The sequence below is a fragment of the Paraburkholderia bryophila genome, assembly GCF_003269035.1.
In the GTDB taxonomy this organism is placed as follows: Bacteria; Pseudomonadota; Gammaproteobacteria; order Burkholderiales; family Burkholderiaceae; genus Paraburkholderia; species Paraburkholderia bryophila.
The window spans coordinates 481,668-497,194 of sequence record NZ_QLTK01000001.1 but is presented as its reverse complement, the minus strand read 5'-3'; the positions used below and the strand labels follow the sequence as shown (position 1 = coordinate 497,194).

Sequence of the window (15,527 nt, the reverse complement as noted above, 5' to 3'; positions counted from 1 at the left end):
CGCGTGCCACGACCAACCGGTTTCCTTTAATCCATTTCCTGAATGCTTCGTCCACCGATGAATCTGCTGAAACGTTACGCTGTGCCCGTTGCCTGTGCGATGACCGTGCTCACCCTGGCGGCTTGCTCATCCACGAAAGACGAACGCCGCGTGCCGACGCCGCTGACCGAGTTCAAACCCGTGCTCGACGTGCAGCAGGCCTGGAAGGCGAGTGTGGGCAAGGCGGGCCGTTATCTGTTCTCGCCGGTCGCGGTCGGTAACGCGGTTTACGCGGCGGGCGCGAACGGTTCGGTCGCGAAGATCGACGCGCAAACCGGCAAGGACATCTGGCGTGTGAAGCTGCACGACGACCTGTCGGCGGGCGTCGGCAGCGACGGCACGCTGGCTGCGGTCGGCGGCCTGAAGGGCGACGTCTACGTGCTCGGCGCGGACGGTAAGCAACTGTGGACTGCCAAGGCGCCGGGCGAGATCATCTCGCCGCCGCTGGTCGGTAATGGCCTCGTAGTGGTGCGTACGGTCGACGGTCAGATCGTCGCGTTCAACGCGCAGACCGGCGAGCAGAAGTGGAACTATCGCAATCGCGCGGTGCCGCTGAACCTGCGCGTATCGTCGGGTATGACGTTCGCGGGCGACGCGGCGGTGCTGGCCGGTTTCCCGGGCGGCTCATTCGCGGCGATCAATCTGCAGACCGGCGACAACTACTGGCAGACACCGGTGTCGTATCCGAAGGGCGTGACGGAAGTCGAGCGCATCAACGACGTGACCGGTCCGCCCACGCTGGTCGGTTCGGAAACCTGCGCGGTGACGTTCCAGGGCCAGATTGGTTGTTTCGACGCGAACTCGGGCCGCGCGCTGTGGGAGAGGGCATTCTCGAGCACGAGCGGTCTGGCGCAGGATGACCGCGCCGTCGTCGCGGCCGACGACTGGTCGGTCGTCTCGGCGTTCGACGTCACCAGCGGCGCGCCGCTGTGGAAGAACGACAAGCTGAAGAACCGCGAACTCGGTGTGCCGTACCTGCTGGGCCGTGCTGCTGTGCTGGGCGACTATCAGGGGTACGTGCACTTCCTGTCGCGCGACGACGGTACGCTCGTCGCCCGTGTGAAGACCGACGGCAGCCCGATCACCGCGGCGCCGGTGTTGGCTGGCGACACGCTGGTCGTGTTGACGCACGACGGCGATCTGTACGGCTATCGCCCGCGCTAAGCGCGCAGGCAAGTCGGCGAAGTTGCCGTTTAGCGCGCAGGCCGGCTTTGCCGGCCGTGCGCGTTTCTGTAGGACTCGAGTCGTAGAGCAAGTAGAAGAATCGCGCCGGACTGGCTGGTCCGGCAAGTCGGATCAGGAAATGGTCAACGCGCCGCAGAGGCATCGCGCGCGTGGCCATCGGTGGCTGCTTGCGGCGCCACCGTTGGCGGTCGCTCGGCAGGTCGTCAAAGATTTCGCAGAGCACCGTCATCTCGCAGGCGTGCGAGCCGTCTAGCAGGAAAGACTGAACTCGGTGGCCCACTGGCGCCGCCCCAACCAGCCAAACTCCCGTCCGCCCGGGTGCGCAAATTGACAGCGTATCCGGGGCCGGTCGAATTCGTGATAATTTTCGTCAAACGCTGCCGTGTAGCGGCCGCATGGCGTCGCTACGCGGGCGGTCGATTTCGATCCCGCGTTTCACCGTGAACAACATCTGATGAAACCCGTTATTGCCCTCGTCGGGCGCCCCAATGTGGGGAAATCCACGCTGTTCAACCGGCTCACGCGTTCGCGTGACGCGCTGGTTGCCGACCTGCCCGGTCTTACCCGCGATCGCCACTATGGCGAAGGGCGCGCCGGCGACCGGCCGTATCTGGTCGTCGATACCGGCGGCTTCGAGCCGGTCGCGAAAGAAGGCATCCTGCACGAAATGGCGCGTCAAACCCGCCAGGCGGTCGAGGAATCGGACATCGTCGTGTTCATCTGCGACGGCCGGAACGGCCTCGCGCCGCAGGACAAGACCATCGCCGATTACCTGCGCAAGGTCGGCCGGCCGATTTTCCTCGTCGTCAACAAGGCGGAGGGGATGAAGTACAGCAATGTCGCCGCCGACTTCTACGAGCTCGGGCTCGGCGATCCGCGCGCCATTTCGTCCGCGCACGGCGACGGCGTGACTGAAATGATCAACGACGCGCTCGCGGTCGCCTATGCCGGCCAGCCGGACGAGAGCGACGAAGAGAAAGCGGCGCACGGCGTGAAGATCGCGATTGTTGGCCGCCCGAACGTGGGCAAGTCGACGCTGATCAATTCGCTGGTCGGCGAAGAACGCGTGATCGCGTTCGACATGCCAGGCACTACGCGCGATTCGATCTACGTGGACTTCGAACGCCAGGGCAAGCCGTACACGCTGATCGACACGGCTGGTTTGCGCCGTCGCGGCAAAGTGTTCGAAGCGATCGAGAAGTTCTCGGTGGTGAAAACGCTGCAGTCGATCTCCGACGCGAACGTCGTGATCCTGCTGCTCGACGCGCGCCAGGACATCTCCGAACAGGACGCGCACATTGCCGGTTTCGTGGTCGAGCAGGGCCGCGCGTTGGTGGTGGGCGTGAACAAGTGGGACGGGCTCGATTCGCATGTGCGCGAGCGCACCAAGGCGGACCTCGAGCGCAAACTCAAATTCCTCGACTTTGCGAAATTCCACTTCATTTCCGCGACGGAAAACACGGGGATCGGCCCGCTGATGCGCTCGGTGGACGATGCGTACAAGGCCGCGATGGCCAAGCTGCCGACGCCGAAGCTCACGCGCGCGTTGATCGAGGCCGTGGAGTTCCAGCAACCGCGCCGTCGTGGTCCGGTGCGTCCGAAACTGCGCTATGCGCACCAGGGCGGACAGAACCCGCCGCTGATCGTGATTCACGGCAACGCGCTCGACGCGATCACCGACACGTATAAACGCTACCTCGAAAACCGCTTCCGGGAAACTTTCAAGCTGACTGGGACTCCATTGCGCATAGAGTTCAGATCGTCGACGAACCCTTACGCGGACAAAGGCTGAACTTAGGCTGAAACCCGCGTGTGTGCTGGGTTTGGCCGCTTGGCCAGGCCCGTCGCGCAAAAATGAAAATCGGCTATAGTGTAGCGGTTGACGTCGGATCTCTTTTTCTTCGGCGTCAATTCAGTCAACCTGCAAAAAAATACGGAGTTTGCTATGAGCAACAAAGGGCAATTGTTACAAGACCCGTTTTTGAACGCACTGCGTAAAGAGCATGTGCCGGTGTCGATCTACCTGGTCAACGGCATCAAGCTTCAAGGGAACATCGAATCGTTCGACCAGTACGTCGTGTTGCTCCGGAATACGGTCACCCAGATGGTCTACAAGCACGCAATTTCCACGGTCGTGCCAGCCCGTCCGGTGAATTTCCACCCGGATTCCGAACAGTCCTAACCCCTCGTCGCGGCCGGCGTAGCGTCGCCCGTTGGCGATCACTCCCCGGCCGCCTCAATTTTGATACCCTCCAATTTGATCAATGCAGCGCTTGTCGGCATCGACTTCGGTAAGATCGATTTCGAAGCCAGCCTGGAAGAACTCAGCCTGCTCGCGCAAAGCGCGGGCGCGAATCCCTTAGTCACCCTCACCGGGCGCCGGTCCAGTCCGGACGCGAAGATGTTCGTCGGTAGCGGCAAAGCCGAAGAACTGCGTCTCGCGTGTGAGGCGAACGACATCGAACTCGTCATTTTCAATCACGCTCTGGCGCCTGCGCAGCAGCGCAATCTGGAGCAAGCGCTTAATCGGCGCGTGGTCGATCGCACCAGCCTGATCCTCGACATTTTTGCGCAACGCGCCCGCAGCCACGAAGGCAAGCTGCAGGTGGAGCTCGCGCAGTTGCAGTATCTGTCGACGCGGCTAATCCGCGCATGGACCCACCTCGAGCGGCAAAAAGGCGGTATCGGTTTGCGCGGTCCCGGTGAAACCCAGCTCGAAACCGACCGCCGTCTGATCGGCGAGCGCATCAAGGCGCTCAAGACCCGGCTTGAAAAACTGCGGCGTCAGCATGGCACGCAGCGCCGCGCGCGTAGCCGTAATCAGACCATGTCGGTGTCGCTGGTCGGCTATACGAATGCCGGCAAATCCACGCTGTTCAACGCATTGACGAAGGCTCAGGCCTACGCCGCCGACCAGTTGTTCGCCACCTTGGATACCACCTCGCGGCGCGTCTATCTGGGCGATGAAGCGGGGCAGGTGGTGGTGTCCGATACGGTCGGTTTCATCCGCGAATTGCCCCACCAGCTGGTGGCAGCGTTCCGCGCCACGCTCGAGGAAACCATTCACGCCGACCTGCTGTTGCACGTGGTCGACGCGTCGAGCGCGGTGCGGCTCGATCAGATCGATCAGGTGAACGAGGTGTTGCACGCGATCGGCGCCGATAACATCCGTCAGGTGCTGGTGTTCAACAAGATCGACGCGGTGCCGGAGTTGGCGGCTCGTGGCGACGCGGTTGAGCGGGATGAGTATGGTAATATTTCGCGCGTCTTTTTGAGCGCGCGCACGGGGCAAGGCCTGGATACATTGCGCGCTGCTATCGCTGAGATCGCTACTGCCGAACCTCTTCACGATGCTCATGTCGATCTGTCGGAAGAAGACCGGTCGGCAGCTCCACGCGACGACCGCAAGGTCCCAGAACTCGGGCACTGACCCGTTCCAATTGCACTGACCCGCTGTCTACTCTGGTGAACGAACACAGGTGAACGATTACAACGAGCGGAGTATCTGGCTGCGCATGCGCGCCATGCTTTCACTGAACGATCCGCGCTGGGGCCGGGGCGACGGCAATGGCGACCGGCAACGCCCGAATGAACCGAAACGTCCTCCGACCAAAGACGGTGAAGGTCCGCCCGATCTCGACGAAATGTGGCGTGATTTCAACCGTCGCCTGAGCCGCGTGTTTGGGCGCAAGGGCGGCGGTACGGGTGGCGGCCGGCCGGATAACGGACGTGGCGCGCGTATCGGCGTGGGCATCGTGATCGGTGTGCTGGTGGCCGTTTATCTCGGCAGCGGCGTATTCGTCGTGCAGGACGGACAGGCCGGCGTCGTGATGCAGTTCGGCAAGTATCGCTATACCGCCGGGCAGGGTGTGCATTGGCGTCTGCCGTATCCGTTCGAAGCGCATGAGCTCGTCAATATCGGCCAGATCCGTCAGGTGGAAATCGGTCGCAACAACGTGGTGCGTCTCGCCAACGTGAAAGATGCTTCGATGCTCACGCACGACGCGGATATCGTCGACGTGCGCTTCGCGGTCCAGTACCAGGTGCGCAAGCCGACCGACTATCTGTTCCGCAGCGCCGATCCCGATCAGAGCGTGATGCAGGCCGCCCAGGCGGCGGTGCGCAGCATCGTCGGTGCGCGCAGCACCAGCGAGATTCTCGATCAGGATCGCGAAACGATTCGCCAGCAGCTGATGGCGTCGATCCAGCAATCCCTGGATGAATATCAGTCAGGCCTCGCGGTGACCGGCGTGACGATTCAGGGCGTGCAGGTGCCCGACCAGGTGCAGGCCGCCTTCGACGACGCCGCCAAGGTGCGTCAGGAAAACGATCGCGCCAAACGCGATGCGCAGGCCGCGGCCGCAGACCTGCTGCCGCGCGCGCAAGCCGATGTGGCGCGTCAGATCGACGAGGCGAAGGCCTATAGCGACAAAACCGTCGCCCAGGCGCAAGGCGACGCCGAGCGCTTCAAGCAGGTCTACGCGCAGTACTCGAAAGCGCCCGCCGTGATTCGCGAGCGCATGTACCTGGAAACCATGCAGCAGATCTATTCGAATACGACCAAGGTGTTTGTGGACAGCAAGAGCGGCAACAACGTGCTGTATCTGCCGCTCGACAAGCTGGTCGAGCAGACCCGCCAGCGTGTAGCCGACGCCGCAGTCGCTGCGTCGGGCGTTTCGGCTGCTGCCGCATCGCAAGGGGCGGGCAGTGCCGCTTCGTCGTCGGTGGCGCCGGCGGTTGCTCCGTCGGCGGCCACGCCGGGCAGCGTAGCCTCCGCACCCGCCGCACCCGCCGCAGCCGCCGCAACGCCCGCTAGCCAGGCCGCGGCCAGCAGCGACGCGCTGCGTTCACGCGACGCCTTCCGCAGCCGTATGCGCGAAGACGACGTTCAATAAGGAGCGCACAACATGAACAAGATCATTGCGCTCGTCGTGGCCGTCGTCATCGTGCTGTTCGCGGCGTCGTCAACCGTATTCGTCGTCGATCAGCGGCATATGGCGGTGTTGTCGTCGCATGGCGACTCTGCGCCGACGCTGCTTGGCCCAGGCCTGCACGTCAAACTGCCGCCGCCGCTGCAAACCGTCACGCTGGTCGATAACCGCATCCAGTCGCTCGACGCGCCGGACGAAGACCGCTACGTCACGTCCGACAAAACCGATCTGCTGGCCAACCCTGTCGTCAAATACCGGATCACCGATCCGCTGAAGCTGATCGCCGAAACCAGGGGCGACGTGCAAAGCCTGCCGGACCGTCTGGCACTGCTGTCGCGCAGCGCGCTCGGCGACGCGTTCGGCAAGGTCGCGCTGCCGGATGCGCTGGCCAAACAGCAGGCCATCGCCGACGAAGCCCGTGGCGCGATGGACAAGGCCGCGGCATCGCTGGGCGTGTCGGTCGTCGATGTTCAACTCACGCGCGTCGATTTCCCGGCGGCCATGGCCGACTCGATCTACAAGCGGATGATCGCGGCCCGCGAGCAGATCGCCGCCGACGAGCGCGCCAGGGGCGCCGCCGAAGCAGACCAGATCAAGGTGGATGCGGTGGGCCAGCAGCAGGCGATTCTCGCGGACGGCTACCGTCAGGCCCAGACCATCAAGGGCGAGGGCGATGCGAAGGCTGCGGAAATCGCTGCCGAAGCGTATGGCGCCGACCCGCAGTTCTACCAGTTCTATCAAAGCATGCAGGCGTACAAGAACACCTTCAAACCGGGCGACGTGATCGTGGTCGACCCGAGCAGCGAGTTCTTCCGCTTCATGCGTAGCCCGACCGGCGGCACCGCCCCGGACGCTCCCGCGGTCCCGCGCAAACACTGATAACCGGAAGGCCGCGGCATCCGCATCGCGGCCTCTTGATTCGCATGGATATAGCCGGCTCGTTACTGCTCGCGATTGCGTTGATGCTGATTATCGAGGGCATGTTTCCCTTCGTTTTTCCGAGCGCCTGGCGTGACACGTTCCGTAAAATAGCGGAACGCCCGCCGCATCAGATTCGCGTCGGCGGGCTGATCGTGATGGCGCTTGGGCTGATCCTGCTGTTTATCGTGACCTGAAACGGTCCGTCCGGCGAAGCGGGCGCAGAAACTTAGGCCGCTGTGCGCTCGCCGTGTCGTGACCGCGCCTTTGCCTCGCGGACGCGGGTCTGCCGACTCGATCAGTCGGTACGCTGGCCGAAAACGCCTGTCTCGGGCTGCACCCACGCCTGCGACAGCCGCCAGAATCGAGCCGCCGCCCGCCATTCACATTCACTTACCGGCGCACCCAGCCGCCGTGTTCAACGTCGTAGGACTGTATCGATGTCGACCTGGTTACTTCCCGAGAATATTGCCGACGTGCTGCCGTCGGAAGCCCGCAAGATCGAAGAACTGCGGCGCCGTCTGCTGGACCGTTTCCGCTCGTACGGCTACGAGATGGTCATGCCGCCGCTGCTCGAATACATCGAGTCGCTGCTGACCGGCGGCGGGCAAGATCTGAATCTGCGCACCTTCAAGCTGGTCGATCAGTTGTCCGGGCGCACGCTCGGTCTGCGCGCCGACATCACGCCGCAGGTCGCGCGTATCGACGCGCACTTGCTGAACCGGCAGGGCGTGACGCGTCTGTGCTATGCGGGCAACGTCGCGCATACGCGGCCGCGCGGCCTGCACGCAACGCGTGAGCAGATCCAGATCGGCGCGGAAATCTATGGTCACGCCGGTCTCGAAGCCGACCTCGAAATCCAGCAGCTGATGCTCGACGCGCTGCGTCTGGCCGGCCTCGCGAAAGTGCGGCTCGACCTTTGCCACGCCGGCGTGCTGGCCGCGCTGATCGAAGCGGAACCGGCCGCGGCGGAGTTGGGCCAGTCGCTCTACGACGCGCTCGCCGGCAAAGACGTGCCGCGCCTCGTCGAGCTGACCGCGAATCTCACACCGGTTACACGCGACGCGTTGCGTGCGCTGCCCGCGCTGTACGGCGACGCGTCGGTGCTCGCGGAAGCGCGCGCGCGTCTGCCGAACGCGCCGGCTATTTCGCGCGCGCTCGACGACCTCGCGTTCCTTGCGAGCCAGGTCGAGGGCGCCGAAGTCATGATCGATCTGGCGGATCTGCGCGGCTATGCGTACCACAGCGGCGTGATGTTCTCCGCGTACGTGGACGGCGTCCCGAACGCGGTGGCGCGCGGCGGCCGTTACGACCACGTCGGCCAGGCCTACGGCCGCGCGCGCGCGGCAACCGGCTTCTCGCTCGATTTGCGCGAAGTGGCACGGATCTCGCCGGTCGAAGCACGCAGCAGCGCGATCCTCGCGCCGTGGCAGCACGACGACGCGCTGCGCGTGAGCGTCGCCGCGTTGCGCGATGCCGGCGAAGTCGTGATCCAGGCGCTGCCGGGTCATGAACACGATCTGGACGAATTCGCTTTCGACCGCGTGTTGGTCGAGCGCAACGGCGCATGGGTCGTCGAACCGCGCGCGTGAGCGCATTGCGGCGCGCTTACGCGCGCTTCGCCGGACCCGCCTGAGGTCTCCCCTCAGCGCAACTCAGAAGGCGTCCAAAGTGTCGCCGGCCCCCCGGCGCGGCCGTCCGCCGCGCTGTTTTCGATATACCCACCATAACGTGCATACCGTTGAGCGGAAACGGAAAAATTCGGAAGGTTCCGCGAACATAGGTAGAATACGTTTTTAACCAGCTTACGAAACAACATGTCTGCCAGCGCAGTGAATGTGAACCCCGGGCGTAACGTCGTCGTCGTGGGAACCCAATGGGGTGATGAAGGCAAGGGCAAGATCGTCGACTGGCTGACGGACCACGCTCAAGGCGTCGTTCGCTTCCAGGGCGGTCACAATGCCGGTCACACGCTTATCATCGGCGGCAAGAAAACCATCTTGCGTCTGATTCCGTCGGGCATCATGCATCCCGGCGTCGCGTGCTACATCGGCAATGGCGTCGTGTTGTCGCCGGAAGCTCTGTTCAAGGAAATCGGCGAGCTCGAAGCCGCCGGGGTCGACGTTCAGAATCGCCTCTTCATTTCCGAAGCCACCACCCTGATCCTGCCGTACCACATTGCCATCGACCAGGGCCGCGAAGCGCGCCGTGGCGCGAGCAAGATCGGCACCACCGGCCGCGGCATCGGCCCGGCTTACGAAGACAAGGTGGCACGTCGCGGCTTGCGCGTGCAGGACCTGTTCGAGCCGGAAATCTTCGCCGAACGTCTGCGCGAAAACCTCGATTATCACAACTTCGTGTTGACGCAATACCTGGGTGTTGCCGCGGTCGACTTCCAGCAAACGCTCGACACGATGCTGAGCTATGCAGACCGTCTGAAGCCGATGGTCACGGATGTCTCGCGCCGTCTGTACGACGCGAACGCCGCCGGCAGCAATCTGCTGTTCGAAGGCGCGCAAGGCACGCTGCTCGACATCGACCACGGCACGTATCCGTACGTCACGTCGAGCAACTGCGTGGCGGGTGCGGCCACGGCGGGCGCCGGTGTGGGTCCGCAAAAGCTGAACTACATTCTCGGCATCACCAAGGCGTATTGCACGCGCGTCGGTTCGGGCCCGTTCCCGAGCGAACTGTACGACGCCGACAACGCCGCCCGCCAGGAAGCGATCGGCCTCGAACTGGCCACGGTCGGCAAGGAATTCGGCTCGGTCACCGGCCGACCGCGCCGCACCGGCTGGCTCGACGTCGCCGCGCTGCGCCGCTCGATCCAGATCAACGGCGTGTCGGGTCTGTGCATGACCAAGCTCGACGTGCTCGACGGTCTCGACGAAGTGAAGCTGTGCGTCGGCTACACGGTCGACGGTCAGTCGGTCGACCTGCTGCCGCGCGGTGCGTCGGAAGTCGCGCGTTGCGAGCCGGTGTACGAAACCTTCGCGGGCTGGAAGGAAAGCACGGTTGGCATCAAGGAATGGGACAAGCTGCCGGCGAATGCGCGCGCGTATCTGTCGCGTGTGCAGGAAGTCGCGGGTATTCCGATCGACATGGTGTCGACCGGTCCGGATCGCGACGAGACCATTCTGTTGCGTCATCCGTTCAAGGTTTAAGCCATGGTTCAAGGTGTGCCCATGATTGCGATGAAAGACCCGCGCAACGACGACAAAAACCTGTGGGTCGGCTGGGACGAATATCACCGGCTGATCGAATTGCTCGCGCTGCAGGTGCATGAGTCGGGCTGGAAATTCGACAAGATCCTGTGCCTTGCACGCGGCGGTTTGCGCGTGGGCGACCAACTCTCGCGCATTTACGATCTGCCGCTGGCGATTCTCGCCACGAGTTCGTATCGCGAAGCGGCCGGCACGGAGCAGGGCGATCTCGACATCGCGCAATACATCACCATGACGCGCGGCGAGTTGCATGGCAACGTGCTGCTGGTCGACGACCTGGTCGACTCGGGCGTGACGCTGGCGCGGGTTCAGCAGCATCTGAAGGAACGCTATCCGGCGATCACTGCGGTGCGCTCGGCGGTGCTCTGGTACAAGGGCTGCTCGAAGGTGAAACCCGATTACAGCGTGCAGTACCTGCCGACCAATCCGTGGATTCATCAGCCGTTCGAGGAATGGGACACGGTGCGTCCGCATAACCTCGGTGCGTGGATCAAACGCGGCATGGCGCAAGCGCAGGAATCGTCGGAGCAGTGATGCCCGCTTCGGCGCCGGGCAGAGGCGTCGGAGCCGGCGCTTTGTCCTGTGCAGTGCCATGTAATACCGCAAAACGGAGTCCCAACGGACTCCGTTTTTTCGTTTACGCGACCCCGATCGCACCGTCGGCCCGGCGTCCGGCGAAGCGCGAACTCGCGCTTCGAACGAAACACCTTGCACCGCAGACGCGCCCATACCGCAGTGCTACACTGCGCGGACCCGCCACGTGGTGTATCCACAACAAGCCGGGTGGCGCCATGCCGGCAGTTTAGAATGGCGGTCGTTTTTTCCGCTCAGGGAACGGATTTCCTCGCGTTTATGACAGATAACAATCACGTGCACAAACAGCCTCTGCCGTCCCTCGCCATTGCCGCGATCGGGGTGGTGTTCGGTGATATCGGCACGAGCCCGTTGTACTCGCTGAAAGAGGCTTTCAGCCCCTCGCATGGCATTCCGCTGACCGACCAATCCATCCTCGGTGTGATCTCGCTGCTGTTCTGGGCGATCGTGATCGTGGTCGGCATCAAGTACGTTTTGTTCGTGATGCGCGCGGACAATAACGGCGAAGGCGGCGTGCTCGCGCTGATGGCGCTGGCGCTGCGCTCTATCGATCAAAAGTCGAAAATGGCCGGCGTACTGATGATGCTCGGCATCTTCGGCGCCTGCATGTTTTATGGCGACGCGGTGATCACTCCGGCCATCTCGGTGATCTCGGCGGTCGAAGGTCTGGAGATCGCCGCGCCCAATCTGTCGCATCTGGTGCTGCCGCTCACCATAGTGATTCTGGTGCTGCTGTTCTGGATTCAGCGGCACGGCACCGCCACGGTCGGCCGCCTGTTCGGGCCGATCATGGTGTTGTGGTTTCTGGTGCTCGCCGCCCTCGGCCTGTGGCACATCGTGCAATCGCCGAACGTGATTCGCGCGCTCAACCCGTACTACGCGTACACCTTCATGGCCGCGCACGTGCTGCAGGCCTACGTGGTGCTCGGCTCGGTCGTGCTGGTGCTGACTGGCGCCGAGGCGCTGTACGCCGACATGGGCCACTTCGGTGCCAAGCCGATCCGCATGGCGTGGTACGTACTGGTGATGCCGTCGCTCGTGTTGAACTACTTCGGGCAGGGCGCGCTGCTGATGCACGACCCGAAAGCGATCGAAAATCCGTTCTTCCTGCTCGCGCCGGACTGGGCGCTGTTGCCGCTCGTCGTGCTGTCGACGGTCGCGACCGTGATCGCTTCGCAGGCCGTGATTTCGGGCGCCTATTCGTTGACGAGCCAGGCGATCCAGCTGGGCTATGTGCCGCGCATGAAGATCCTGCACACGTCGGACCTGGCGATCGGCCAGATCTACGTGCCGGTGGTGAACTGGATGCTGCTGTTCATCATTCTGTGCATCGTGATCGCCTTCAAGAGCTCGGACAATCTCGCCGCCGCGTACGGTATCGCGGTGACGGCCACGATGGTGATCACCACCATCCTCGCCTGCGTCGTGATGGTCAAGGTGTGGAACTGGAACAAGCTACTGGTGGCCATGATCATCGGCGTATTCATGGCGGTCGATCTGGGCTTTTTCGGCGCGAATCTGCTGAAGGTCGCGGAGGGCGGCTGGTTGCCGCTCGGCATCGGCGCGCTGCTGTTTTTCCTGCTGATGACCTGGTTCAAGGGCAGAATGATCGTCAAGGAGCGCACGGCTGCCGACGGTATTCCGCTGATGCCGTTCCTGCAGGGACTGCTCGCGCATCCGCCGCATCGCGTGTCGGGTACGGCGATCTATCTGACCGGCAGCGATTCGCTGGTGCCGGTGAGCCTGCTGCACAACCTGAAGCACAACAAGGTGCTGCATGAGCGCACCATCTTCCTGACCTTCGTGACGCGCGACATTCCGTACGTGAACGAAGCGGAACGTGTGACGGTCAAGGATATCGACGGCGGTCTGTATCTCGTCAAGGCGGCCTACGGGTTCAATGAAACGCCGGACGTGAAGGCGGTGCTGCATGAGGTCGGTCGTACCAACGACATGACGTTCGAACTGATGGACACGTCGTTCTTCCTCGCGCGCGAGACGGTGGTGCCGACGCAATTGCCGGGCATGTCGGTGTGGCGCGAACGGGTCTTCGCGTGGATGCATCAGAACGCCGCGAAGCCGACGGACTTCTTCAGCATTCCAGCCAACCGGGTGGTGGAGTTGGGGACCAAGATCGAGATTTGACAACGCCCCGTGCGTTGTCGCGTGCTTCGCCCGAATGAGCGGGGCACGCGGGAAAACAAAAAGCCCACGCAATTTTGCGTGGGCTTTTTGTTGGGCGCCGCGGATTGCGCGGCGGGTGTTTCAATGTCGGTGTTACTTCTGCTTCAGCTTCGCGAACGCCGCAGCCATTGCGCCGCCGGCTTCCGGTTCACGCGAGCGCTGCTGCTGCGCGCCGCGTCCACCACCGCCCGAGCGCGCCGCGCCACCGCGATCCTGCTGCGCACCGCCGCCGCTACGCGCCGCTGCTGCACCGAACTCGTCGTCGAGACGCATGGTCAGCGCGATACGCTGACGCTTCACGTCCACTTCCAGCACCTTCACCTTGACGATCTGGCCGGCCTTGACGACTTCATGCGGGTCCTTGATGAACTTCGTCGACAGGGCCGACACGTGCACCAGACCGTCCTGATGCACGCCGACGTCGATGAACGCGCCGAACGCCGCCACGTTCGTCACGACGCCTTCGAGCACCATGCCCGGCAGCAGATCGCTGACCTTCTCGACGCCTTCGCGGAACGTCGCGGTCTTGAACTCCGGACGCGGATCGCGGCCCGGTTTTTCGAGTTCGAGCAGAATGTCGCGCACGGTCGGCAAGCCGAAACGATCGTCGACGAATTCAGCCGGCGACAGGCCGCGCAACGCGTCGCGATTACCCAGCACATCGCCGACATGCTTGCTGATCTTCGCCAGTATCCGTTCGACGACCGGATACGCTTCCGGGTGAACCGACGAGCGATCGAGCGGATTCTCACCGTTGTTGATACGCAGGAAGCCGGCGGCCTGCTCGAACGTCTTGTCGCCCAGACGCGGCACCTTGCGCAGATGTTCGCGCGACGGGAACGGACCGTTCGCATCGCGGTAGTCGACGATATTGCGCGCCAGCGTGGCGTTCAATCCCGACACGCGCGCGAGCAGCGCGACCGACGCCGTATTCGCGTCCACGCCGACCGCGTTCACGCAGTCTTCGACGACCGCGTCCAGCGAACGCGCCAGCTCGCGCTGATTCACGTCGTGCTGATACTGGCCGACGCCGATCGCCTTCGGCTCGATCTTCACGAGTTCCGCGAGCGGATCCTGCAGACGGCGCGCAATCGATACCGCGCCGCGCAGCGTCACGTCCATGTCCGGGAATTCCTTCGCCGCGATCTCGGACGCCGAGTACACCGACGCGCCGGCTTCCGACACGACGATCTTCTGCAGCTTGAACTCCGGATGCCGCGCGATCAGTTCGCTCGCGAGCTTGTCCGTTTCACGCGACGCCGTGCCGTTGCCGATACTGATCAGCTCGGCCTGCGTCTGGGCGCACAGACGCGCGAGTTTGGCGATCGAGCCGTCCCAGTCGCGGCGCGGCTCGTGCGGATAGATCACGTCGGTGGCGAGCACCTTGCCGGTCCGGTCGACCACGGCCACCTTCACGCCGGTGCGCATGCCCGGATCGAGACCGATCACGGCCTTCGGGCCCGCGGGCGCGGCCAGCAGCAGGTCCTTCAGATTGCGCGCGAACACGCGGATCGCTTCGTGTTCGGCTTCGTCGCGCAGGTTGGTCAGCAGTTCGTTTTCGATGTGCGGTTGCACCTTCACGCGCCAGCACCAGCGGCACACGTCGGAGAGCCACTTGTCGGCCGGCCGGTTCTGATTGGCAATGCCGAAGTGGCGCGCGACCAGCGCTTCGCCCGGATGCGGCACCTGCGCGTCGAGTTCTTCGCCGAGGCCCAGCTTGACCATCAGCACGCCCGCATTGCGGCCGCGGAACAGCGCCAGCGCGCGATGCGACGGCACGGTCCGGAGGGTTTCCGCGTAGTCGTAGTAATCGCGGAATTTTTCTTCCTCCGCGTTTTCCTTGCCCTCGACCACTTTCGACGACACCACGCCCTGGTTGAACAGGTAGTCGCGCAGCTTGCCGAGCAGATCGGCGGTTTCGCCGAACTGCTCCGACAGAATGTCGCGCGCGCCGTCGAGCGCGGCCTTGACGTCCGCGACGCCTTTCTCGGCGTCCACGTAGCCCGCGGCTTCGGTTTGCGGGTCGAGCAGGGGATTGGCCAGCAGCGCGTCGGCGAGCGGCTGCAAGCCGGCTTCGCGAGCGATCTGCGCGCGCGTGCGGCGCTTGGGCTTATACGGGAGATACAGGTCTTCCAGCACCTGCTTGCTGTCCGCGCCTTCGATCGCGCCACGCAGCTCGTCGGTGAGCTTGCCCTGTTCGTCGATGCTGGCGATGATCGCCGCGCGCCGGTCTTCCAGCTCGCGCAGATACAGCAGACGTTCCTCGAGATTGCGCAGTTGCGTGTCGTCGAGATTGTCGGTCACTTCCTTACGGTAGCGGGCGATGAACGGAACAGTCGCTCCTTCGTCGAGAAGTTCCACCGCGGCCGCGACCTGGCGCGGCTGGACGGACAGTTCGGCGGCGATGCGCTGTACGATCTTGAGTGCTACGTTTTCCGTCATAAGGTCTTGG

The 15,527-nt window shown here is 63.7% G+C and carries 12 protein-coding genes; 11 read left to right on the top strand and 1 reads right to left on the bottom strand.

Annotated elements, in window-relative coordinates; translation table 11 throughout:
- The first annotated feature begins 57 nt into the window (after positions 1 to 57).
- From bamB to BX591_RS02130, 11 genes are all read left to right on the top strand, one after another.
- Entirely contained in the window at positions 58 to 1,203 is a 1,146-nt protein-coding gene (bamB, locus tag BX591_RS02180; RefSeq protein ID WP_111929080.1) for an outer membrane protein assembly factor BamB, read from the top strand.
- Positions 1,204 to 1,678: 475 nt separating this feature from the next.
- Positions 1,679 to 3,016, top strand: a complete 1,338-nt coding sequence (der, locus tag BX591_RS02175) for a ribosome biogenesis GTPase Der (protein WP_111929079.1) — start codon at positions 1,679 to 1,681, stop codon at positions 3,014 to 3,016.
- A 153-nt stretch (positions 3,017 to 3,169) separates the two neighbouring features.
- Entirely contained in the window at positions 3,170 to 3,406 is a 237-nt protein-coding gene (gene hfq, locus BX591_RS02170; protein WP_006051315.1) for an RNA chaperone Hfq, read from the top strand.
- Between the two features lie 75 nt (positions 3,407 to 3,481).
- On the top strand, positions 3,482 to 4,654 hold the full coding sequence (hflX, locus tag BX591_RS02165; RefSeq protein WP_111929078.1) for a GTPase HflX: 1,173 nt from the start codon (positions 3,482 to 3,484) through the stop codon (positions 4,652 to 4,654).
- Positions 4,655 to 4,703: 49 nt separating this feature from the next.
- Positions 4,704 to 6,119: an FtsH protease activity modulator HflK gene (gene hflK, locus BX591_RS02160; RefSeq protein ID WP_111929077.1), complete on the top strand. Its 1,416-nt coding sequence runs from the start codon at positions 4,704 to 4,706 to the stop codon at positions 6,117 to 6,119.
- Between the two features lie 12 nt (positions 6,120 to 6,131).
- The gene (gene hflC / locus BX591_RS02155; RefSeq protein WP_111929076.1) at positions 6,132 to 7,034 is read left to right on the top strand and encodes a protease modulator HflC; all 903 of its coding nucleotides are present in this window, start codon (positions 6,132 to 6,134) and stop codon (positions 7,032 to 7,034) included.
- Between the two features lie 44 nt (positions 7,035 to 7,078).
- A complete protein-coding gene (locus BX591_RS02150) occupies positions 7,079 to 7,270 on the top strand; it encodes a DUF2065 domain-containing protein (protein ID WP_035546416.1) in 192 nt (63 codons plus the stop codon).
- Between the two features lie 243 nt (positions 7,271 to 7,513).
- Positions 7,514 to 8,665 (top strand): ATP phosphoribosyltransferase regulatory subunit, encoded by a 1,152-nt coding sequence (locus tag BX591_RS02145; protein ID WP_111929075.1) that lies wholly within the window; start codon positions 7,514 to 7,516, stop codon positions 8,663 to 8,665.
- A 225-nt stretch (positions 8,666 to 8,890) separates the two neighbouring features.
- The gene (locus BX591_RS02140; protein WP_111929074.1) at positions 8,891 to 10,237 is read left to right on the top strand and encodes an adenylosuccinate synthase; all 1,347 of its coding nucleotides are present in this window, start codon (positions 8,891 to 8,893) and stop codon (positions 10,235 to 10,237) included.
- Between the two features lie 3 nt (positions 10,238 to 10,240).
- Complete coding sequence (locus tag BX591_RS02135; protein ID WP_111929073.1) at positions 10,241 to 10,831, top strand: phosphoribosyltransferase; 591 nt, start codon at positions 10,241 to 10,243, stop codon at positions 10,829 to 10,831.
- 318 nt (positions 10,832 to 11,149) lie between these two features.
- Positions 11,150 to 13,036, top strand: a complete 1,887-nt coding sequence (locus BX591_RS02130) for a potassium transporter Kup (RefSeq protein ID WP_111929356.1) — start codon at positions 11,150 to 11,152, stop codon at positions 13,034 to 13,036.
- Positions 13,037 to 13,168: 132 nt separating this feature from the next.
- Here the strand turns inward: BX591_RS02130 and BX591_RS02125 are convergent, their stop codons facing one another.
- Positions 13,169 to 15,517, bottom strand: coding sequence for a Tex family protein (locus tag BX591_RS02125; RefSeq protein WP_111929072.1), 2,349 nt, complete (start codon positions 15,515 to 15,517; stop codon positions 13,169 to 13,171).
- Between the last annotated feature and the right edge of the window lie 10 nt (positions 15,518 to 15,527).